General features: G+C 72.6%; 20 protein-coding genes. 8 read left to right on the top strand and 12 right to left on the bottom strand.

All coding sequences use genetic code 11. From position 1 onward, the window contains the following. Window positions 1-9: 9 nt before the first annotated feature. Window positions 10-1257, bottom strand: coding sequence for a serine hydrolase domain-containing protein (locus tag HD597_RS39920; protein ID WP_253749475.1), 1248 nt, complete (start codon window positions 1255-1257; stop codon window positions 10-12). A gap of 30 nt (window positions 1258-1287) precedes the next feature. On the opposite strand from HD597_RS39920, the gene HD597_RS39915 reads away from it, so the two are divergent. Then, window positions 1288-2196 carry a cyclase family protein gene (locus tag HD597_RS39915; protein ID WP_253749473.1) on the top strand — a complete coding sequence of 303 codons (909 nt, stop codon included), beginning with the start codon at window positions 1288-1290 and terminating at the stop codon, window positions 2194-2196. A gap of 57 nt (window positions 2197-2253) precedes the next feature. On the opposite strand, the gene HD597_RS39910 is transcribed toward HD597_RS39915, so the two are convergent. Further along, window positions 2254-3393, bottom strand: coding sequence for a cytochrome P450 (locus HD597_RS39910; protein WP_253749471.1), 1140 nt, complete (start codon window positions 3391-3393; stop codon window positions 2254-2256). 98 nt (window positions 3394-3491) lie between these two features. On the opposite strand from HD597_RS39910, the gene HD597_RS39905 reads away from it, so the two are divergent. Further along, window positions 3492-4085 (top strand): TetR/AcrR family transcriptional regulator, encoded by a 594-nt coding sequence (locus HD597_RS39905; protein ID WP_253749469.1) that lies wholly within the window; start codon window positions 3492-3494, stop codon window positions 4083-4085. A gap of 353 nt (window positions 4086-4438) precedes the next feature. Here HD597_RS39905 and HD597_RS39900 read toward each other — a convergent pair whose 3' ends face one another. Both HD597_RS39900 and HD597_RS39895 read right to left on the bottom strand, forming a co-directional pair. Then, window positions 4439-5923, bottom strand: a complete 1485-nt coding sequence (locus HD597_RS39900; protein WP_253749467.1) for an AMP-binding protein — start codon at window positions 5921-5923, stop codon at window positions 4439-4441. 2 nt (window positions 5924-5925) lie between these two features. Continuing rightward, window positions 5926-6996 (bottom strand): LLM class flavin-dependent oxidoreductase, encoded by a 1071-nt coding sequence (locus HD597_RS39895; protein WP_253749465.1) that lies wholly within the window; start codon window positions 6994-6996, stop codon window positions 5926-5928. Window positions 6997-7093: 97 nt separating this feature from the next. Here HD597_RS39895 and cpt point away from each other — a divergent pair, with 97 nt between their 5' ends. Beyond that, a complete protein-coding gene (cpt, locus tag HD597_RS39890; protein WP_253749463.1) occupies window positions 7094-7624 on the top strand; it encodes a chloramphenicol phosphotransferase CPT in 531 nt (176 codons plus the stop codon). 4 nt (window positions 7625-7628) lie between these two features. Here the strand turns inward: cpt and HD597_RS39885 are convergent, their stop codons facing one another. Then, a complete protein-coding gene (locus HD597_RS39885) occupies window positions 7629-8816 on the bottom strand; it encodes an MFS transporter (protein ID WP_253749461.1) in 1188 nt (395 codons plus the stop codon). Between the two features lie 74 nt (window positions 8817-8890). Between HD597_RS39885 and HD597_RS39880 the strand changes: the two genes are divergently transcribed. Beyond that, window positions 8891-9907 carry an ROK family transcriptional regulator gene (locus HD597_RS39880; protein WP_253749459.1) on the top strand — a complete coding sequence of 339 codons (1017 nt, stop codon included), beginning with the start codon at window positions 8891-8893 and terminating at the stop codon, window positions 9905-9907. A 67-nt stretch (window positions 9908-9974) separates the two neighbouring features. Here HD597_RS39880 and HD597_RS39875 read toward each other — a convergent pair whose 3' ends face one another. Beyond that, window positions 9975-11396 carry an ATP-binding protein gene (locus HD597_RS39875; protein ID WP_253749457.1) on the bottom strand — a complete coding sequence of 474 codons (1422 nt, stop codon included), beginning with the start codon at window positions 11394-11396 and terminating at the stop codon, window positions 9975-9977. After that, complete coding sequence (locus tag HD597_RS39870; RefSeq protein ID WP_253749454.1) at window positions 11393-13042, bottom strand: NAD(P)/FAD-dependent oxidoreductase; 1650 nt, start codon at window positions 13040-13042, stop codon at window positions 11393-11395. The genes HD597_RS39875 and HD597_RS39870 overlap by 4 nt, the downstream gene beginning before the upstream one ends. Window positions 13043-13127: 85 nt before the next feature. On the opposite strand from HD597_RS39870, the gene HD597_RS39865 reads away from it, so the two are divergent. Continuing rightward, window positions 13128-13700: a TetR/AcrR family transcriptional regulator gene (locus HD597_RS39865; RefSeq protein ID WP_253749452.1), complete on the top strand. Its 573-nt coding sequence runs from the start codon at window positions 13128-13130 to the stop codon at window positions 13698-13700. On the opposite strand, the gene HD597_RS39860 is transcribed toward HD597_RS39865, so the two are convergent. Next, window positions 13690-14451: an SDR family NAD(P)-dependent oxidoreductase gene (locus HD597_RS39860; protein WP_253749450.1), complete on the bottom strand. Its 762-nt coding sequence runs from the start codon at window positions 14449-14451 to the stop codon at window positions 13690-13692. The genes HD597_RS39865 and HD597_RS39860 overlap by 11 nt on opposite strands. A 23-nt stretch (window positions 14452-14474) precedes the next feature. Continuing rightward, on the bottom strand, window positions 14475-15332 hold the full coding sequence (locus tag HD597_RS39855; RefSeq protein ID WP_253759668.1) for an RNA polymerase sigma-70 factor: 858 nt from the start codon (window positions 15330-15332) through the stop codon (window positions 14475-14477). Between the two features lie 95 nt (window positions 15333-15427). On the opposite strand from HD597_RS39855, the gene HD597_RS39850 reads away from it, so the two are divergent. Further along, window positions 15428-16102 carry a ThuA domain-containing protein gene (locus tag HD597_RS39850; protein ID WP_253749448.1) on the top strand — a complete coding sequence of 225 codons (675 nt, stop codon included), beginning with the start codon at window positions 15428-15430 and terminating at the stop codon, window positions 16100-16102. Here the strand turns inward: HD597_RS39850 and HD597_RS39845 are convergent. Then, window positions 16092-16499, bottom strand: a complete 408-nt coding sequence (locus HD597_RS39845) for a TIGR03668 family PPOX class F420-dependent oxidoreductase (protein WP_253749446.1) — start codon at window positions 16497-16499, stop codon at window positions 16092-16094. The two genes, HD597_RS39850 and HD597_RS39845, sit on opposite strands and share 11 nt — an antisense overlap. A gap of 92 nt (window positions 16500-16591) precedes the next feature. Here HD597_RS39845 and HD597_RS39840 point away from each other — a divergent pair, with 92 nt between their 5' ends. Continuing rightward, entirely contained in the window at window positions 16592-17479 is an 888-nt protein-coding gene (locus tag HD597_RS39840) for a hypothetical protein (RefSeq protein ID WP_253749444.1), read from the top strand. Window positions 17480-17537: 58 nt separating this feature from the next. On the opposite strand, the gene HD597_RS39835 is transcribed toward HD597_RS39840, so the two are convergent. Further along, window positions 17538-18158 (bottom strand): MerR family transcriptional regulator, encoded by a 621-nt coding sequence (locus HD597_RS39835; RefSeq protein WP_253749442.1) that lies wholly within the window; start codon window positions 18156-18158, stop codon window positions 17538-17540. Window positions 18159-18173: 15 nt separating this feature from the next. Then, the gene (locus HD597_RS39830) at window positions 18174-19022 is read right to left on the bottom strand and encodes a LysR family transcriptional regulator (protein ID WP_276083139.1); all 849 of its coding nucleotides are present in this window, start codon (window positions 19020-19022) and stop codon (window positions 18174-18176) included. 331 nt (window positions 19023-19353) lie between these two features. Here HD597_RS39830 and HD597_RS39825 point away from each other — a divergent pair, with 331 nt between their 5' ends. Beyond that, window positions 19354-20424, top strand: coding sequence for a thiolase C-terminal domain-containing protein (locus HD597_RS39825; protein ID WP_253749438.1), 1071 nt, complete (start codon window positions 19354-19356; stop codon window positions 20422-20424). Window positions 20425-20507: the final 83 nt, after the last annotated feature.

Genomic DNA, 20507 nt, shown 5'->3' with positions numbered 1-20507 from the left:
GTCATGCGGTCACAACGAGTCGTAGACGGCCTGCAGCAGGCGCATCCCGCGCAGGTTGCCGGAGATCGCGTTGGCCATCCTGTTCATCACGTACCCGACGGCCAGGCCGCGCCCGGGGTCGCCGACGCCGATCGAGCCGCCGGCGCCCGAATGACCGAACGCGCTCGGCGAGGGCACCAGGAACGTCCCCGACGGCCGCATGAAGCCGAGGCCGAAGGAGGTGTCGAGATGCAGGACCCGGTCGGGGCCGTTCACCCGGGGCCGCAGCGCCTCCCGCAGGGTCTCGGGGCGCAGGATCTCGCCGGCGATCAGCGCGCGGTAGAACCCGGCCAGCCCCCGGGCGGTGGTGACCATCCCGGCGGCCGGCCAGCCCGCCCGCAGGATCACCGGGTTGTTCGCGCCGCCCTTGAGCAGGTTGATGGCGGGGTTGCCGAGCGCCCGGTTCATCAGGCTGCCGGGGTCGAGCGCCGCCCTGGCCATCTCCTCCAGCACGTTCGGCGCCCGCCCGCCCCCTGCCGCCGGGGCGGCCTCGCCTCCTGCTCCCGCCGGCTCGGGCCCGGAGGGCGCCGGCTCGGTGACGGCGGTGACAGCGGTGGGGGTGGCGGTCGCGGCGGGCCGGTCGTCGCGCGTACGCTCGCCGGCCGTGAGCCGCGCCGCCCGCTCGATCACCGGGTCCGGCGCCCCCACCCACAGCTCCAGCCCCAGCGGCCCGGCGATCTCGGCCGAGGCCAGCTCGCCCACCGACTTGCCCGTCACCCGCCTGACCACCTCGCCCACCAGGAACCCGTACGTCAGCGCGTGATATCCGTGCGCCGACCCCGGCTCCCACAGCGGCGCCTGACCGGCGAGCCTGGCCGCGATGGCCGGCTGGTCCTCGAACTCCTCGACGGGCACCGGCTCCTCCAGCGCGGGCAGCCCGGCCTGGTGGGACAGGAGGTGCTCGACGGTGACCGCCCCCTTGCCGGCCGCCGCGAACTCGGGCCACACCTCGGCGACCGGCGCCGTGACGTCCACCTGCCCGCGCTCCACGAGCTGCAGCAGCACGGCGGCGGTGACCGCCTTGGTGCAGGAGTAGGCGAAGGCGGGCGTGTCCCGCTCCCACGGCCGCCCCGTGTGCCGGTCGGCGACGCCGTCCCACAGGTCCACGACCAGCTCGCCGTCCAGGTGGACGGCGAAGGCCGCGCCCAGCTCCTCGCCGTCGGCGAAATGCCGCTCGAACACCTCGCGCACGCGGGAGAACCGAGGATCGCAGTGCATCAGACCTCCGCAGAGAAAGGGAGCGCTTACTTGGTCACCGAGCCTAACAACTGGGGACGATTCGGCCCAGACGATCAGCGGGGCACCCTGAACCTGCTCACCCCGTCCGTCGTGCTCGACGCCCTGCGCAGCGCCGTCTCCGGCGAGGTGCTCAGCCTGGCCATGCCGATCAGGGGCGCCACCTCCTCGCCCGCCCCCGGCACGGTGCCGCACCTGCCGGGCAGGCCGCTGCCGCAGCACTTCATGTCCGTGGACGGCGGCGACTACGCGGCCGGCGCCCGGCCGATCGGCGCCGGCCTGCGGGTGGCCGACGACGCCCTGATCGTCACCCACCACGGCACCACCACGCACATGGACGCGCTGTGCCACATGTGGTCCGGCGACGAGCTCTACAACGGCCACCCGGCCGCCAGGGTGCGCTCGTACGGGGCCACCCGGTGCGGGATCGAGCACGTGGGCGGCGTGGTGGCCAGGGGAGTGCTGTACGACGTGCCGCGGCGGCTGGGCCTCGATCACCTGCCCGCCGGCCACCGGATCCCCGCCGAGCTGCTGGAGGAGATCGCCGTGCCGCGGGCCGGGGACGTGGCGGTCATCCGTACGGGCTGGCCGCTGGTGTGGGAACGCTCGCGCGAGGAGTACTGGTCGGGCCAGCCCGGGCTGTCGGCGGAGGCGGGGCGGTGGCTGGCGGCGCACGACGTGGCCGCCGTGGCCTCGGACAACGCCGCCATCGGCGGGCTCGACGCGCGCGGGCTGGCCGAGGAGCCGATCGAGGACGACCTGCACCTCCTGCTGCTGCACCGGCACGGCGTGCACCTGATCGAGATGCTGTGGCTGGAGGAGCTGGCGGCGGCGGGCCGCACGGAGTTCGTGTTCGTGGCGGCGCCGCTGCGGATCGAGGGCGGCACGGGAAGCCCGCTCACCCCGCTCGCGATCCTGTGACATGGAGGGTGGCACGGAGAGCCCGCTCACCCGCTCGCGATCCTGTGCTCCGGCCCCTCAGTCCCAGGCGACCGGCAGGCACGTGACGCCGAACACCGCGCTGTCCTGCTTGAGCGGCACCCGCGCCGCCGGCACGGCCAGCCGCAGGCCGGGGAAGCGCCCGAACAGCGCGCCGTAGCCGATGCGCAGCTCCATCCTGGCGAGCTGCTGCCCGAGGCACTGGTGCACCCCGTGCCCGAACGACAGGTGCCGACGGGCCTCCTCGCGGCCCGGGTCGAGCACGTCAGGCCGGTCGAACACGGCGGGATCCCGGTTGATCACCGGCAGGGACAGCGCCACGGTCTCGCCCTTCCTCACCAGCGTGCCCGCCACCTCCACGTCCTGCCGGGCGGCCCTGCTGGGCGCGCCGTGCTGCACGATCGCCAGCCATCGCAGCAGCTCCTCCACCGCGCCCTCCTCGTACGGGAGCCCCGACTCCAGCAGCGCGAACACGCCGAGGGCCAGCATGTTCGCGCTCGTCTCGTGGCCGGCGACGAGCAGGATCATCGCCACGTTGATCAGCTCCTCGTCGGCGAGGTCGCCGGTCAGCCCGCTGATCAGGTCGTCACCGGGCTCGGCCCGCTTGCGCCGTACCAGCTCGCCCAGATAGGCCCCCAGGTCGGCGGACGCCTTCTCCACGTCGCCGCCCACCGCGACGAGCTGCAGGCCGCGTTCCTGGAAGAACTCGTGATCCTCGTACGGCACCCCCAGCAGCTCGCAGATGACCATCGACGGGATCGGCAGCGCGTACGCGCTCACCAGATCCACCGGCGGCCCCGCAGCGGCCATCGCGTCGAGCCGGCCGGCGGCGATGCGCGCGACGCGCGGCTCCAGCAGGCGCATGCGGCGCAGCGTGAACTGGCCGGTGAGCAGGCGGCGGTAACGCGTGTGCTCGGGCGGGTCCATGGCGCCGAAGAAGCCCGGGGGCGCGGGGCGTCCCGGCTCGCCGGGCGTGGTGAACCGTACGGGGGCGTGCTTGAACTCGCGGCGCGCGCTGAACCGGGGATCGCCGAGCACGGTCCTGGCCGCCTCGGCCGTGGTGGCCAGCCAGCCGAGATGGCCGTCGGGGAACTCCAGCCTGCTCATCGCGGGCAGTTCGCGAAGCTCGGCAGGCGGGTCGAAGGGGCATCGGGGGTCGCGGGACGTGGGAAGTCGCATAATTTTGAGAGTAGAATCTCAAAAGAGAGTTGTATAGCTGTTCGTGGCAGACTCCTGGAAGTGGACGTGAGGCGCCGTACCCCCGAGAATGCGGAGACATGAGTGATCGACCGGGCCTGCGCGAGCGGAAGAAGGCCAAGACGAGGGCGCTGATCCAGAAGGAGGCGCTGCGGCTGTTCCGAGAGCAGGGGTACGCGGCCACGACGGTCGAGCAGGTGGCGGAGGCGGCGGAGGTGGCGCCCAGCACCGTCTTCCGCTACTTCGCCACCAAGGAGGACCTGGTGATCGTCGACCAGTTCCCGCCGTTCGTGGAGGCGCTCGACCAGGTGCCGCCCGACGTGCCGCCCGTGCGGGCCGTGCGCATGGCCATGCGGGCCATGATCGAGGCGCAGACGCCGGAGGAGCGCGCCGACAGCCTGGAGCGGGAGGTGCTCATGCTCACGGTGCCCGAGCTGTGGGCGGCGAGCATCGACAACGTGACCGGCGTGGCCTCGACCCTTCGGCAGCGCCTCGCGGCCCGGGAGGGCCGCCCGGCGGACGACCCGGGGATCCGCAACGTCACCGGGGCGATCATGGGCGTCCTGGTCGGGATCTGGGCCGACTGGGTGAAGGACCGCGACCTCGACGCCCCGGCCCTCCTCGACGACGCCCTCGCCCACCTCGAAGCAGGCCTCCCCCTACCCCGCCCGTAGCCGCTCCGCCCGTGTCGCGCGCCGCTCCGCCCGCGTCGCGTGGCCCGCTGCGTGTGGCCCGCGTCGCCCGCGCCGCTCCGGCCACTCCTGCCGCGCCGCCCGCCGCTCGCGGGACTTCGCGGGTGGCGCTGCACGCGTCAGCGCTCCGCTCAGGTGCGTTCCGCCCGTGAGCGCCCGCACCCGAGCGCCCGTCCGACCAGAGCGCCCGTCCGCACCCGAGCGCCCGTCCGACCAGAGCGCCCGTCCGCGCCCGAGTGCCCGCGCCCGAGTGCCCGCGCCCGAGTGCCCGGTTCGCGTGCGCTTCGTTCGGATCGTGCTTGCGTGGCCCGGCGGGCCGTGCGGCCGGTGGGTGGTCAGGTGCCCGGGTAGTTGCCGCCGCCGTGGGCGGCGTCCAGGGCGTCGTAGTCGGGGGTGAAGCCGCGCTTGGGGACGGCGTCCACGAACGTCACGTGCCGAGGCCGCTTGTACGCCGCCAGCACCCCCCTGACGTGCTCCACCAGCTCGTCCGCGGTGGCCTCGGCCCCGGGCTTCAGCGCCACGACGGCCTTGACCGCCTGGTGCCAGTCGGGGTCGGGGACGCCGATGACGGCGGCGTCGGCGACGGCGGGATGCGACTTCAGCGCCCGCTCCACCTCGGCCGGGTAGACGTTCTCGGCCCCGGATTTGATCATCCGGAGCTTGGGGCCGATGAAGGTGATGGTGCCGTCGGGCTCGCGCCGGCCGAGGTCGCCGGTGTGGTGCCAGCCGTACGCCGTCTTTTCCGCATTTAAGTCGGGTCGGGCGAAATATCCGGAAAAGAGGGTCTTGCCGCGGGCGCAGATCTCCCCGGTCTCGCCCACCGGCACCTCGCCGCCGTCCGGAGCCAGGATCCGCACCTGCGCCAGCGGCGACGGCCGCCCGGCGAACCCCGCCCCGCCCTCCGCCAGCCCCAGGAACGTCAGCATGCCGCCCACCTCGGTCTGCCCGTACCCGCCCATCCTGGACCGGCACCAGGGCGAGTCGTCCACGGTGATCATGTCGTCCCACTCGGCGGAGTGGGCGACGAACCGCAGTGACGACAGGTCGTACTTGCCGCCCGCGTTCGCCTTGGCCACCGCGTCGATCATGCCCCCGAACAGGAACGCCTGCGTCACCCGCTCGGCGTCGACCAGCTGGCACACCTCCTCGGGGTCGAACGCGGGCGTGAACACGTTCGTGCCGCCGATCTGCAGGGTGGCCAGGCAGAACATCATGGTGCCGACGTGGAAGAGCGGCCCGTTGTTGAGGAAGGTGAAGCCAGGCTCCATCTGCCGTACGACCAGGAGCGACGTGGCGTGCGCGACGAGCGCGGCGTTGCTGAGCAGGGCGGCGCTCGGGCGGCCCGCGAAGGCGGCGGTGTAGAGGGCGAGGACGGGCTCGGTGTCGGCGACCTGGGGGAAGTCCCGCGCGGGCGCCTCGGCGATCAGGCGCTCGTACTCCTCGCCCGCCTGGACCCAGCTCTCCTCCCGCAGCTGCTCGGTGGTCTCCGAGCGCTCCCAGAAGACGGCCGCGGGGGTGAGGTCGGAGAGCACGAAGCGCAGCTCGTCCGCCGACTGCCGCCAGTTCGCCGGGCAGCAGATCGCGCCCAGCCTGGAGCAGGCGAGCAGCAGCTCCAGCACCGCGTACGCGTTCTGCCCCAGCCACAGCACCCGGTCGCCGGCGGACACCCCCAGCCGCTCCAGCGCCGCGGCCAGCCGGGTCACCCGCTCGTCCAGCTCGGGGTAGGTGAGCCGCAGCTCGCCGTCCACCACCGCCGTCACCTCGGGGCGGCTGCGGGCGTGGTCGGCGAGCACGTCTGACAGGGACAGGCTGTGGATCATCTTCAGTCTCCTTCAGGAGCTCCAAAGGCCGGCATGACTTCGGCGGCGAAGAAGCGCATGACCCGCTTCATGTCCTCCAGCGGCATCGGCCTGGTGCTGCCGAAGTCGCACAGGAGGTTGCCGAACCCGGCGTCCCTGAGCAGCGAGATCTGCTCGATCACGCGCGCCGGGTCCCCGATCACCTCCAGCTGCTCCCACCGGAAGTCGGCGGAGAGCGCGCCGCCCTTGAGGTATCGGTCCTGGTAGTACTCGAAGCCCTGGGCGGCCCTGCCGGTCCTGGGGTCGATGGGGGCGCTGCGCTCGTTGAAGATGCGCGAGCGGTCGAACGACGCCTCGAACCGCTCCTGGTCGGCGCGGGCCTGCTCCAGGGTGGGGGCGACGTACACGCTGCGGGCCACCACCAGGTCCTGGGGGTCGGTGTGCCCGGCCCGCGCGGCCGTCTCCCGCCACGTCTCGGCCGCCTGCACGACCTTCCTGAACGGCGCCGCCGGATCGGCCAGGATGGGCAGGCCGCGCTCGGCGTACATGGTCACGGTCTCGGGCGAGACGGCCGCCACGTGCAGCGGCGGGTGCGGGCTCTGCAGCGGCCTGGGCACGAGCGACACCTCGGCGCCGGTCCGGTAGAACTTCCCCTCGTGCTGGTAGACCTCCTGCGTCCAGAGCCCGACGATCACCTCCAGCGCCTCGTTGAACCGGTCGCGCGCCTCGGCCAGGTCGATCCCGAACCCCTCGAACTCGAAGCTCTGGTACCCCCGCCCGATCCCCAGCTCCAGGCGCCCGCCCGAGAGCACGTCGACCTGCGCGGCCTCCTCGGCGACGTGGACGGGGTTGTGCAGCGGCAGCACGACGATGCCGGTGCCGAGCCTGATCCTGGAGGTCCTGGCGGCGGCGTGGGCCAGCATGGTGAACAGGTTGGGTACGACCCCGTAGTCCCTGAAGTGGTGCTCGGCCAGCCGCACCCCGTCGAACCCCAGCTCCTCGGCCAGCTCGATGAGCTCCAGGTGGTAGTCGTAGACCTCCTTGAAGCTCTGCCCGTCGAACCGGTGGAAGAGATGGAAGGTCGAGAACTTCATACGGCAACCCCTCAGCAGGTAAACCAAGCGCTCGCTTGGGAGCGTATCAGCCGAAATGCGGTTTCGCATCACCCGGCGCAGCCCTTACCGTGGCGCTGTGACCCAAGTGATCGTGCTGAACGGCGGTTCCAGCGCCGGCAAGTCGGCGATGGCCAGAAGCCTGCAGGTCGTCCTGCCGGAGCCGTGGCTCAGCATCTCCATCGACGACCTGGTGGACGCGATGCCCGCCGCCATGCAGACCTCGGGCTCGGGCATCGAGATCGGCTCCGACGGCGAGGTGAACGTCGGGCCCGGCTTCCGTAGGCTGCAACACGCGTGGCGGGAGGGGATCGCCGCGATGGCCCGCGCGGGCGCGCCGGTCATCGTCGACGACGTCTTCCTCGGCGGGCCGTCGTCCCAGCAGGAGTGGGACAAGGCGCTGACCGGCCTGGACGTCCTGTGGGTCGGCGTCAGGTGCGACGTCGCGGTCGCCGCCCGGCGCGAGCTGGCCCGGCAGGACCGGCCGCAGGGGATGGCCGAGCTGCAGGCCGAGGTGGTCCACCAGGGCGTGCGTTACGACGTGGAGGTGGACACCACGGACCAGGAGCCCCTGGAGGCCGCGCGGGCCGTCGCCGCGCACGTCCGGTAGGGGCTCAGTCCCGCGTCCCCACGAGCGTGCCCCCGGCGGAGAGCTGCCGGGGCGTGCCACCCGAGGGCCGTACGACCCGGGCGAGCAGCGTCATCGCCACCACCACACCCGTGATCACCGTGAACGCGGCCGGATAGGACAGCGTGCCGGCCAGCCAGCCGGTGACCGGCGGGGCGATCATGCCCGACATGTACGTGATCGTGGCCACCCCCGTCACTCCCTCGCTCGCGTTGGTCACCGCGTTGCCGGCGGCCGCCAGCACCAGCGGCATGACCACGGCCACTCCCAGCCCGATCAGGGCGAACCCGGCCATGCCGAGCGCGGGCGTGCGGGCCGTCACCACGGCGACGCCGCCGAGCGCCGCCACGATCCCGCCCGCCCTGACGGTCGTCACGGGGCCGAGCAGCCGGATGACCCGGTCGCCCATCAGGCGGGTGCCCGCCATGCACAGCATGAGGACGGTGTAACCGGCGGCGGCCACGCCGGGACCGGCGTCGGTGACGTGCGTGAGGTAGACGGCGGCCCAGTTCGCGCTGGCGCCTTCGGCGAACACGGCGCAGAAGCCGACCAGGCCGAGCGGCAGGATCGCCCGCGAGGGCAGCGCGAAGCGCCGGGGCGCGGGGGCGTCCGGGGCGGCACCGCCGGCCTCGCCGTCCCGGAGCAGGCCGCGCCCGGCCAGCCCGTGCACGACGAGCAGGACGGCGGCGGCCACACCGAGGTGGATCCGGGCGTCGACGCCGGCCTGCGCGGCCAGGGTGCCCACCCCGCCGGCCGCCAGGCTGCCCACGGCCCACATGCCGTGCAGCCCGGACATGATCGAGCGGCCGAGCCGCCGTTCGAGGACGACGGCGTGGGCGTTCATCGTGATGTCGGACATCCCCGCGCCCACCCCCGACACGAAGAACACGGCGAACAACCAGACGGGCGACGGCGCGAGCGCGGGCAGGGTCAGGGTCACGCACCACATCGCCAGCAGGACGCGGGTGGCGGCCCGGCTGCCGAAGCGGTACGCCACGCGCCCGGCCATGGGCATGCCGATGAAGGCGCCGATCGGCGGGCAGAGCAACGCCAGGCCGAGGGTGCCGGGGTCGAGGGCCAGATGATCCTGGATCCAGGGGATGCGCGTGGACAAGGTCCCGGCAATGGCGCCGTGCACGGCGAAAACGGTGGCGATCGCACGATGATGGCTCATGTGTGAAGAAACTATCAGGCAGGCTTCCTGATGAAAAGAGCTTTCAGGCAGGCTCCCTGCTTATTATGGGAACCGTGAAGACCGCGACCCCTGCCATGGCCCGCGCCATCAACGACCGCCTGGCCCTCGACCTGCTGCTCGAACGCGGCCCGCTCACCGCCCCCCAGCTCCGCGAGCTGACCGGGCTGTCCAGGCCCACCGTCTCCGACCTGATCGAGCGCCTCACGCAGGGCGGGCTGATCGAGATCACGGGCGAGTCGGGCGAGACCAGGCGGGGGCCGAACGCGCGCGTGTACGGGCTGGTGGCGGGTCGTGCCCACGTGGCGGGGGTGGACCTGCGCCGGGAGACGATCTCCGTGGCGATCGCCGACATCACCGGGCGGGTGGTGGCCAGGACGAGCCGGGCGGTCACCGGCGACCTGGTGGACCTCGTCGCCGGCACGCTGGCCGAGGCCGCCGGCGACCGGGTGATCGACAACGTCGTGGTCGGCGCGCCCGGGCTGGTGGCGCCGCGCGACGGCGAGCTGGTGACGGCCAACGACGTGCCTGGTTGGCGGGCCGGGCTGGTGACGGCCTGGCGCGAGCGGCTCGGCCTGCCGCTGGTCCTGGAGAACGAGGTGAACCTGGCCGCCATCGCCGAGCTGCGCACCGGCGCCGCTCAGGGGGCCGAGGACTTCGTGCTGATGTGGGTGGGCGACGGCGTGGGGGCGGCCGTCGTGCTCGGCGGCCGGCTGCGCCGCGGGGCGTCAGGCGGCGCCGGCGAGGTCGGGTTCCTCCAGGTGGACGGCACCGCGTTCTGCAACCTGGTGACCGAGAGCGTGGCGCGGGGCCTCGACCGCGCCCGGTTCGCCGACCGGATCGCCCAGGGGGTCTTCGCGTTCGTCACGCTGCTGGATCCCGGCCTGGTGGTGCTGGGCGGAGAGGCCGGGCAGGCGGGCGGCGACGAGCTGGCCGCCGAGGTGGCCGCCCGCCTGCACGAGCTGTCGCCGGCCCCGACCGAGGTGCGCGCCAGCACGGTGGAGGGCAACGCGGTGCTGCAGGGCGCCGTCCTGACGGCCCTCGACCTGGCGCGCGACCACGTCTTCGGCTGAGGGTGAGAGCGCTCTCACCCACCGGGCCGCTCACCCGTCACACGGGGCCGGCAGGCGCCCCGCGCGCTCAGGCGGTGGCCGCGGGCTCCCTGAGCGGCAGCCGTACCTCGAACCAGGTCTCGCCCGGCACCGAGCGCACCTTGATCTCGCCGCCGTGCCGGCCTGCCACGATCCGGTAGGAGATGTCCAGGCCCAGGCCCGTGCCCTCGCCGACGCTCTTGGTGGTGAAGAACGGCTCGAAGATGCGGTCCTTGATCGCCTCGGGCACGCCGGGGCCGGTGTCGCCGATCTCGACGATCGCCTCGTCCTCGTCGTACGCGGTGCGGATGGTCAGCGTGCCCTCCTGCCCCATCGCGTCGAGCGCGTTGTGGATGAGGTTCGTCCAGACCTGGTTGAGCTCGCCCGCGTAGCAGGGGAGGTCGGGCAGCGTGCGGTCGTAGTCGGTGACCACGCTGATGCCCGGCGGGATCTTGCCGCGGAAGATCGCCACCGTGCTGTCGAGCAGCTCGTGCACGTTCACCTGCTGGAACGGCGCCCGGTCCATCTGGGAGTACTGCTTGGCCGAGCGGATCAGCGTCGTGATGCGCTCGGTCGCCTCGGTCACCTCGTTGAGCATCTGCGAGATCTCGATGGCCTCGGCCAGCCAGTGCAGCGCCTTCGGCGTGTGCTCGGCGCCCACCTTGGTGCGGATCTTCTGCAGGTACGCGCTGGTGAAACCGGCGTTGACCAGCGCCGGGGCCAGCTCCCACGCGTCCTCGACGCCCACCTCCTCCAGCGCCTCGCCCAGCTCGTCCTCGGCGTCGGAGATCTCCAGCGGCGAGCGCTGGTCCGGCTGGCCCAGGTTGCTCGTGCACGCCTCCTGCGCCTCGATGAGCGCGCGCAGCTTGTCGGGCGGGATGCCGTCCTCGGCGAGCTGGGCGAGCTGGAAGCGCGAGGTCTTGATCAGCGAGCGCAGCTCGCTCACCGCCCGCACGGCCGCCGCCGCCGGGTTGTTCAGCTCGTGCGTGAGCCCGGCCGTGATCGTGCCGAGCGCGGTCAGCCGCTGCCGCCGGTCGATGATCTCGCGCTGCATGCGCCCGCCGGACAGCAGCCCGTCGAGCAGGTGCATCGCCATCGGGAACCACTCGGCCACGATGTAGGCGAACTTCTTGGCCGGCAGCATGAACATCCGCGACGGCGCGGTGGCGCGCAGCGTGTGCTGGTAGGTCTGCGGTGCCCGGTCGCCGAGGTAGGCCGAGGTGGCGCCGCCGTAGACGCCGGGCTGCGAGGTGCGGGGCATCGCGACGGTGCCCGCGCTGACCGTCTCGCTGATCATCTGGATCTCGCCCTCCAGCAGCACCGCGAAGCACTCGGCGGGCTCGCCCTGCCGGACGATGTCCTCGTCCTGCGCGTAGGTCTGCACCGCACCGCTCGTCGCGAGCTTGGTGAGCTGCTCGTCGGACAACCGCTCGAAGAGGAAGAGCTTGCGCAGCTGGTCTATGTCGATCATTGCTTCTCCAGGTACCGATGCACGAGCGCGACGGCCATCGCGCCCTCCCCGACGGCGGAGGCCACCCTCTTGATCGATTCGGCGCGCACGTCGCCCGCGGCCAGCACTCCCGGCACGTTCGTCTCCAGGAAGTACGGCTCGCGCCGCAGCGGCCAGTTGCGCGGCCGCCGCCCGCCCTGCACCAGGTCGGGCCCGGTCAGCACGAACCCGCGCGCGTCCCGCTCGATCGTCTCGCCCAGCCACTCGGTGTACGGCTGCGCGCCGATGAACACGAACAACCACTGCGCGTCCACCGTGCGCTCCTCGCCCTTCGTGGACAGCGTCAGCCGCTCCAGGTGCCCGTCACCGCTCCCGGCGACGACCTGCGTGTCCACGTGCACCTCGATGTTGGGGATCGCGGCGATCTGCTCGATGAGGTAGTGAGACATGGATTTCTCCAAACCATCACTTCTCACCAACAAGTGGACCTTGCTCGCGAATCCCGACAGGTAGACGGCCGCCTGCCCCGCCGAGTTGGCCGCGCCCACGATGAACACCTCGGTGTTCTTGCAGGCCGGAGCCTCGGTCAGCGCGGCGCCGTAGAAGACGCCGCGCCCCACGAACTCGTCCAGCCCCGGCGCGTCCAACCGCCGGTAGGTCACGCCCGTGGCCAGGATCACCGCGTGGGCCGCGATCTCCCCGCCGTCCTTGAACCCGATCACCCGCGCCTGCCCGCGCGGCTCCAGGCTCGTCACCTTCCGCGCCGTCAGCAGCTCCGCCCCGAACTTCAGCGCCTGCCTGCGCGCCCGGTCGGCGAGCTGCTGGCCGGAGACGCCGTCGGGAAAGCCCAGGTAGTTCTCGATCCTGGAGCTCTGGCCCGCCTGCCCGCCCGACGAGTACGCCTCCACCAGCACGGTGTTCAGCCCCTCCGAGGCGCCGTACACGGCCGCGCCCAGCCCGGCGGGGCCGCCGCCCACCACGATCAGGTCGTAGAAGTCGGTGGCCGGCGTCGTCGACAGCCCCACCGCGGTGGCCAGCGTCGCCTGGTCGGGCGACTCCAGCGTGGTGCCGTCGGACGTCACCACCAGAGGCAGGTGACAACCCTCGCCCGCCGCCTTCACCAGCTGCGCGCCCTCCGGGTCCTCCGCCAGCATCCACTGGTACGGCACATGGTTGCGGGCCAGGAAGTCACGCACCCGGTACGACTGCGCCGACCACCGGTCGCCCACCACCCGCAGCTCCGACCGCTCCACCCGGTCGGTGCGCAACCAGGCGTCGAGCTGCCCGTCGATCACCGGATAGAACTTCTCCTCCGGCGGGTCCCACGGCTTGAGCAGGTAATGGTCCAGATCGACGACGTTGATCGCCTGGATCGCCGCGTCGGTGTCGGCGTAGGCGGTCAGCAGCACGCGGCGCGCGTACGGATACATGTCCATCGCGGCTTCCAGGAACTGCACGCCGTTCATCTGCGGCATCCGGTAGTCGGCCAGGATGGCCGCCACCTCGTCGCCGCGCAACCGCATCTCCCGAACCGCGTCGATGCCGTCCCTGGCGGTCTCCGCGCGCACGATCCGGTATTCCTGCCCGTAACGGCGCCTCAGGTCGCGGGCGACCGCCCGAGAGACACCTGGATCATCATCCACCGTCACGATGACCGGCTTGTCCATGCCCCACGCCCTTCTTCAAGGTCTTCCTCCTCAGAGGATGTCATGTACCCCCGTGTGGGTGAGCACGCGCTCATATCATGGGCGGATGGGCACACGCGACCGCATCATCGACGCGGCTGAGCAGGCGATTCACGAGTACGGCATCGCGGGGGCCACCACCAAACGCATCGCCCAGCGGGCGTCCTGCTCCGAGGCGCTGCTCTACAAGCACTTCGCCGGCAAGGAGGAGCTCTTCCTGGCCGTGCTGCTGGAGCGCATGCCCGCGCTCGGCCCGGCCCTGACGAAGCTGCGGCTCGGCGTGGGGGAGAGGGATCTCAGGGCCGGCCTGGTCGAGTTCACCCGCACGGCCCTGGAGTTCTACACCAGGGCCGCGGCCGTCGCCGGGGGCGTGCTGGGCGATCCGCCGCTCATGGCCGGGTTCAGGAGCATGCTGGCCAAGAACGACCTCGGCCCGCACCTGCCCGTCCTGGCGCTGGCCGAGATCCTGCGGGCCGAGCGGCAGGCGGGCCGGATCGGGCCCGGCCTCGACCCGGGCGCCGCCGCGTCGCTGCTGATGGGCGCCTGCTTCCACCGGGCGAACCTGGCGCACTTCGTCGATCTGCCCGACGACGACGCCACCTGGGCCGCCTCGATCGTCGACACCCTGTTCAGGAGATGACGCGGCTCTCCCCGCCGTCCACCAGCAGCGAGACCCCGTTCACGAACGACGCCCGCTCGCTGGCCAGGAACGCGACCACGTCGCCCACCTCCTCAGGCCGCCCGATGCGGCCCACCGGCACGCTCTCGCCCCGCTCGCGCAGTGCCTCCGCGCCGCCCGACAGCTCGCGCAGCCGGTCGGTCTCGATGGGGCCGGGCATGACGTTGTTGACCCGCACGCCGTCGCGCCCCACCTCGCGGGCCAGCGTGCGCACGACGCCGGCGACCGCGGAGCGCATGGCGTTCGACAGGGCCAGGTTGTCCAGCGCCTCCCTGGCCGACCTGCTGGTGATCGTGACGATCCGGCCCCAGCCGCGCGAGCGCATCTCCGGCAGCACCGCGTGGATCAGGCGTACGGTGCCGAGCAGGTTGCGCTGGACGGCGACGTCCCAGTCGTCGAGCCCGACCGCGTCGAACCGGCCCGCCGGCGGCCCGCCCGCGTTGGCGACGAGGATGTCGACCGGCCCGAGCACGTCGCGCGTCTCCTCGGCCAGCCGGCGGGCCGCGGCCGGATCCTCCACGTCGGCCAGCACCGCGTGCACGACCTTGCCGAACTCCTGCAGCTCCACCACCGCGTCCGCGAGCTTCTCCGGGTCGCGGGCGCTGACGCACACGTCGCAGCCCTCCCGCGCCAGGCTCTTGGCGGCGGCGAGCCCGATGCCCGCGCTGCCTCCGGTGACGAGTGCGACCTTGCCAGAGATGCCGAGATCCATAGGGGCGACTATAGATCGCCCGCTCAGGTCAGGCGCACGTGTGCGAGCTTGTCGGGGTTCAGGACGCCGTAGATCTCGCTGATGTGCCCGTCGCGGATGCCGATCATGACGAGCTGCCGGTGCCCGCCCACCTGGGTGGCGAACGCGGGCAGGCCGTTGACCTCGACCATCCGCACGTCCTTGAAGTCGTAGCGCGCCACCAGCCCGAGCAGGAACGAGGCGACCTTGTCGCGCCCGAGTATCGGCCGCAGCGCCGCCCTGACCTTGCCGCCGCCGTCGTTGTAGGCCACGACGTCCTCGTGCAGCAGCTCGGTGAGCGCGGCCAGGTCGCCGCCCCCGGCCGCCCGCATGAACGTCGTCAGCAGCTCGGCGTGCTCCTCGCTGGACGGCCGGAACCGGTCACGCCCCTCGGACAGCCGCACGGAGGCCCGGTGGTGCATCTGCCGGGCGTTGGCGACCGAGGAGCCGACGATCTCGGCGATCTGGTCGTACGGCAGCTCGAACGCCTCCCGCAGCACGAACACCGCCCGCTCCGGCGGCGAGAGCCGCTCCATCATGTGCAGCGTCGCGTACGACACCGTGTCGCGCAGCTCCGCCGTGTCCAGCGGCCCCGCCTGCGCGGTCTCGACCGGCTCCGGCAGCCACGGCCCGGTGTAGGCCTCCCGCTTGACCCGCGCGGAGCGGAGCTGGTCGAGCGCGAGCCGCGAGACCACGGTCACCAGGAACGCCCGCGGCTCCCTGATCCCGGCGTGGTCGGTGGCCTGCCAGCGCAGCCAGGCCTCCTGCACCACGTCCTCGGCGTCCCACATGCTGCCGAGCAGGCGGTAGGCCAGCCCGAGCAGCATCGGCCTGTGCTCCTCGAAGTCGTCCACGCTCGGCATCATGCCCTGTCACCGAGGCGGGGGGCGTGCCGGGGGGCCGCTGGTTTCCCCGCCAACGGGTGGAAAACCAGCGACAAGCATGATGAGCTGGGCGAGTGGCGAGAAATCTGATCCTGTCAGGAGGCCTGTTCCACGACTTCGCCGCCACGTCGGCCGCGCTCGCGGAGGTGCTGGCCGAGGTGGGGGTCGAGTCGGAGATCACCGAGGACATCGCGGGCGCGCTCAGCGAGCCGTCGGAGGTCCAGCTCATCACCGTCAACGCGCTGCGCTGGCAGATGACCCAGGACCGCTTCGCCGACCTGCGCGACCAGTGGCGCTTCGCCTTACCGGCGCAGGCCCGCACCACCCTGCTCGACCACCTCGACCGGGGCGGCGGGCTGCTGTGCATGCACTCGGCGTCGATCTGCTTCGACGACTGGCAGGGCTGGCCGCGCGTCCTGGGCGGCTGCTGGACCTGGCCCAAGTCCCACCACCCCCCGCTGGGCTGGACCGGCGTGCGGGTGCACGGCGAGCATCCGGTGGTCGACGGGCTGCGCGACTTCGACGTGGTGGACGAGGTCTACAGCGACCTCGACGTGCTGCCCGACGTCGAGCCGCTGGCCTCCTCCAACGGCCAGCCGCTCATCTGGGCGCGGCCGGTGCGGCGCGGGCGGGTGTTCTACGACGCGCTGGGGCACGACACGCGCTCCTACGACAACGAGGTGCACCGGACACTGCTGCAGCGGGCGGCGCTGTGGCTGCTCAAGCGGCCGGTCACGATCACGGAGTAGCGGACCAGCCGCTCCACCTGGTCACCTCGACGAGGATGACGGGGCCGGCGGGCCGGCGCTCGCGGTACTGCGCGTACTTGGCCACCAGCGCGTCGAGCGCCCGCTCGCGGTCGTCCCCCTGCTCCAGGACGGCGGCCTGCCCGTCGGCCCGCACCCACCACAGCCGGGTCCAGTCGTCCTCGTAGTGGTCGGCGAGCACGCTCACGGCGGGGTTGGCCCTGATGTGGCTGAGCCGCCTGAGCCGCGTCGTCGTCTTCGGCTTGTGGTCGACCGCCGTCACGATCCTCGTGCCGAGCAGCGCGAACGTGATGGGCACCAGACGGGGCGCGCCGTCGGGGCCGATCCAGGCCAGCCGCGCCACCCGCTGCGCGCCGAGCCGCTGGAGATCGCAGGTCATGCCGCCATGGTGGCACCACCGGCGCGTCCGGACCCCGCGGCGTGTCCGGAACCTACAAGACCGACCGGCGCCGATCTGGGCACGATGACCGCATGAACGTGAACCTTTCCCTGATCCCAGGTTTCCTGGCCGGGCACGGGCGGGTCCTCGACCGCCGCCGCTACGACCTGCTCACCGGCGCGGGCGACGCGGCCGGCGCGCTGGCGGCCCTGGAGGGTTACCGCAACGCCGACGGCGGCTACGGCTGGGGGCTGGAGCCGGACCTGCGCTCGCCCGAGAGCCAGCCGGGCGCCGCGCTGCACGCCTTCGAGGTGTTCGAGGAGGCCGCCCCGGTCACCTCGCCGCACGCCGCCGCGCTGTGCGACTGGCTGGACACGGTGACGCTGCCCGACGGCGGGCTGCCGTTCTCGCTGCCGCTGACGCTCTCCACGGCCACCGCGCCCTGGTGGTCGGGCGGCGACGCGACCACCTCGTCCCTGCAGATCACCGCCATCACCGCGGCCGTCGCGCACCGCGTGGCCGCCCACGACCCGGCCGTGGCCGCGCACCCGTGGCTGGGGCGGGCCACCCGGTACTGCCTCGACACGATCCAGGCGCTGGAGGAGCCGCCGCCCGCGTACGTGCTGCTGTTCGCGGTGCGCTTCCTCGACTCCGTGTACGACACCCAGCCCCGCGCGGCCGACCTGCTCAAGCGGCTCGGCGGCCTCATCCCCGAGGACGGCCGGGTGCCCGTCGCCGGCGGCACCGAGAACGAGGCCCTGCGCCCGCTGGACTTCGCGCCGTTCCCCGGGCGGCCGACGCGCGACCTGTTCGACCCCGAGGTGATCGCGGCCGACCTCGTCAGGCTGGCGGGGGAGCAGCGGGACGACGGCGGCTGGACCGTGGACTACGCGCGGATCTCACCTGCCGGATCGCTGGAGTGGCGCGGCGCCGCCACGGTCAGCGCCGTGCGGATCCTGCGGGCGAACGGGCTCGTCTGAACGCCGGGCCCGGCCCGGTCGGGCAGGGGTCCGGCCCGGTCGGCGTCCGGCGGCCCGGTCAGCGTGCCAGGCGTTTGGCCGACTCGGACTCCTGGGCCATGCGGCGCAGCGTGTCGAGCGCCCTGCCGTACAGGACCGTGCCGAGCACCAGCGCCTCCACGGCGGCGTCGCGCGGGCCGTCGAACGGGATGCTGTCCATCTCCACCTCCGCCACCAGCCTGCGCGCCACCTCGACGTACGGCGCCAGGTCGACGGGCACGCCGAGCTGGCGCATCCTGACCAGCGTCTGGGCCAGCTCGTCCCGGGTGGGGGCGTCGGGGTGCACGTCCCAGCCCAGGTCCGCGACGAACGCGTCCACCTCGGCGCGGGCGGCCTGCCACTCCTCGCCGGGCTCGGGCTCGACGGCCGGGCTGAGCGCCCAGTGAGCAGTCCCGAGCATCTGGTGCACGGGCAGCGACTCGTCCTCGACGGCGGCCACGATCTTCTTGATCGAGGCCACGGAGAGCCGGCCCACGTCGAGCAGGGCCCGGATCAGGCGGAGCCTGCGCAGATGCGTCTCGTCGTACTCGGCTCTGGTGGCGGCCGTCTGCTCGCCCTGGTGGAGCATGCCTTCGCGCAGGTAGTACTTGATCGTGGGGATGGCCACCCCGGACCTGGCGCTGAGTTCGGAGATCCGCATCGTTAGATAATAGAGCTATCCAGATCGTGCCAGGTGCCGGGCCGCGCTCACGAGCTCGTGCACGTCGGCCTGACGGTTCCACAGGAAGACCACCTCCAGCGGCGGCACGTCCTCCTTGATCGGGACGAACACCAGGGTGTCGGGCACCGTGGTGCCCTCGCGCACGCACAAAGCGTAGCCCGTGCCCTCCTGCACCATGTTGACGACCAGGTCGTGGCCGGCCGCCGACGGCCCCAGGCGGGGGTGCAGGCGCTGGCGGACGAACGCCTCCAGGAACCGGCGGGCCCCGGCGACGGCGTCGGACTCCGGCATGAGCAGCGGCTCGCCCGCCAGGTCCGACAGCGACAGCGCCTCGTACTGGGCCAGGGGATGCTCGCGGTGCAGCAGCGCGCGCACCGGGAATCGGTGGATGAGCATCCGGCCCACCCCGCGCGGCAGCGAGCCGGGCGCGTAACCGAGCCCCGCCTGCAGCGCGCCGTCCGCGATCGAGACGATCTGCTCGGCCGTGCCCATGGGCGCCATGCGCAGGCGGCTGGAGTGGAGCTGGGAGAGCAGGCGGGCGGCGACGTCCGCCAGGCCGTCGGCCACGCCCAGGCGGGCCGTCTCGCCCGTGCACCTGGCGGCGGCCACGGCCCGCTCGAAGGCGTCGAGGGCGACGGTCGCCTGGGCCAGGAAGGCCTCGCCCGCCTCGGTCAGCGTCACCCCGCTCGACGAGCGGCTGAACAGCTCGACGCCGATCTCCTTCTCCAGCGCCCTGAGCTGTTCCGACAGCGTGGGCTGCGCGATGTGCAGCGCGGCGGCGGCCCGGCGAAGGCTGCCTGCGCGTGCGATTGCCATCGCATACCGGACATAGCGTAGATCCATCGCTCACCTCGGCGTCATGATGATGAGCTATCGGGAGATCACACCTCCGTATTACAAGAGGGGCTAGCTTCCGTGAAGATGCCCAGTCACCCATATGTATGGATATTTCCTGCTTTTAGCAGCTCTGTGCAGGTCAGGCGGACGAGGCGGCGATGAGCCGGAATGCGCGGCGAATGTCGTGGAGCGGGAAATATCGCTATTAGGGCCGCCCGAAATTCGGCCGGGTGAAACAGGGCGGATGCTCATCCGTAGCCAAGCAAGCGCTTGCCTAGCGTCGTCCATCGGGCTAGCGTGACGGGCGATCAGTCGCGCGCGGGCGGGAGGAAGGGTCATGCAGCCTTTCGCGGGGCGGGCGGCCGTCGCCGGGATCGGGATGACGGCCCTGAGCAGGGAGTCGGGCCGCAGCGAGCTGGAGCTGGCGACCGAGGCGTGCCGGGCCGCGTGCGCGGACGCCGGGATCGCGCCGCGCGAGGTGGACGCCGTCCTCAGCTACCACCTGAACGACTCCGCGCCCGTCGTCCAGGTCGCCAGGGCCCTCGGCGTCGAACGGCTCGGCTGGCACAACGACATCGCCGGCGGCGGCACGCAGGCGGCCTCGATCCTGGGCGACGCGGCCATGCTCGTCCACTGCGGCCTGGCCCGCAACATCCTCGTCTACCGGGCGCTCAACGGCCGCTCGGGCAGGCGCATGAACACCGTCTCCACCGGCCCCCAGGAGCGCTACACGTACGGGCTGGCCGGCCCCGTCCCGCTGTTCGCCCTGGCCGCCACCCGCTACCTGCACGAGACCGGGCTCACCGCCGAGCACCTGCACGCCGTCGTCGCCCAGTCCAGGCAGAACGCCAAGGCCAACCCCCGCGCCCTGCGCCGCGAGCCGCTCGAACTCGCCGACTACCTGTCCAGGCCGTACGTCTGCACCCCGCTGCGCACCGCCGACTGCTGCCAGGAGACCGACGGGGCCTGCGCCCTGCTGGTCAGCGGCGTGCTGGACGGGCCACGCGTGCGGGCCGTGGTGCGCGGGGGCGGGCCGGGCTGCTCGTCGATGGACCGCGCGCCCGACGTCACGGCCGTCTTCTCGGCGTACGTGGCCCCCATGCTCTGGGAGGCGTCCGGCATGCGGCCGTCGGACGTGGACGTGGCGCTGCCGTACGACGCGTACTCGTGGCTGGTGCCGCGGCAGCTGGAGGACTTCGGGCTGGTGACGCGGGAGGAGCTGGGGGCGTACCTGCTGGAGCGCCGCCACGCGTGGGTGAACCCGCACGGCGGGCTGCTGTCCGAGGGGTACGTGCACGGGCTGAACAACGTGGCCCAGGCCGTGCGCGAGCTGCGCTCGGCGGGCGAGGTGGCGCTGGTGACGGGGTTCGGCGGCAGCTACGGGAGCGCGGCGTTGCTCGTACGGTGAGATCAGCTGAAATGCTGATGGTTCCCTCGACATGTACGGGGTGTTCCAACCCCGAGCCCGAGGAGGCCGACCATGGGGACCGC

It is taken from the genome of Nonomuraea thailandensis (assembly GCF_024172165.1).
Classification (GTDB): domain Bacteria; phylum Actinomycetota; class Actinomycetes; order Streptosporangiales; family Streptosporangiaceae; genus Nonomuraea; species Nonomuraea thailandensis.
Note: the sequence above shows the minus strand (reverse complement) of the source record. Positions and strands in the feature narration are given on the sequence as shown.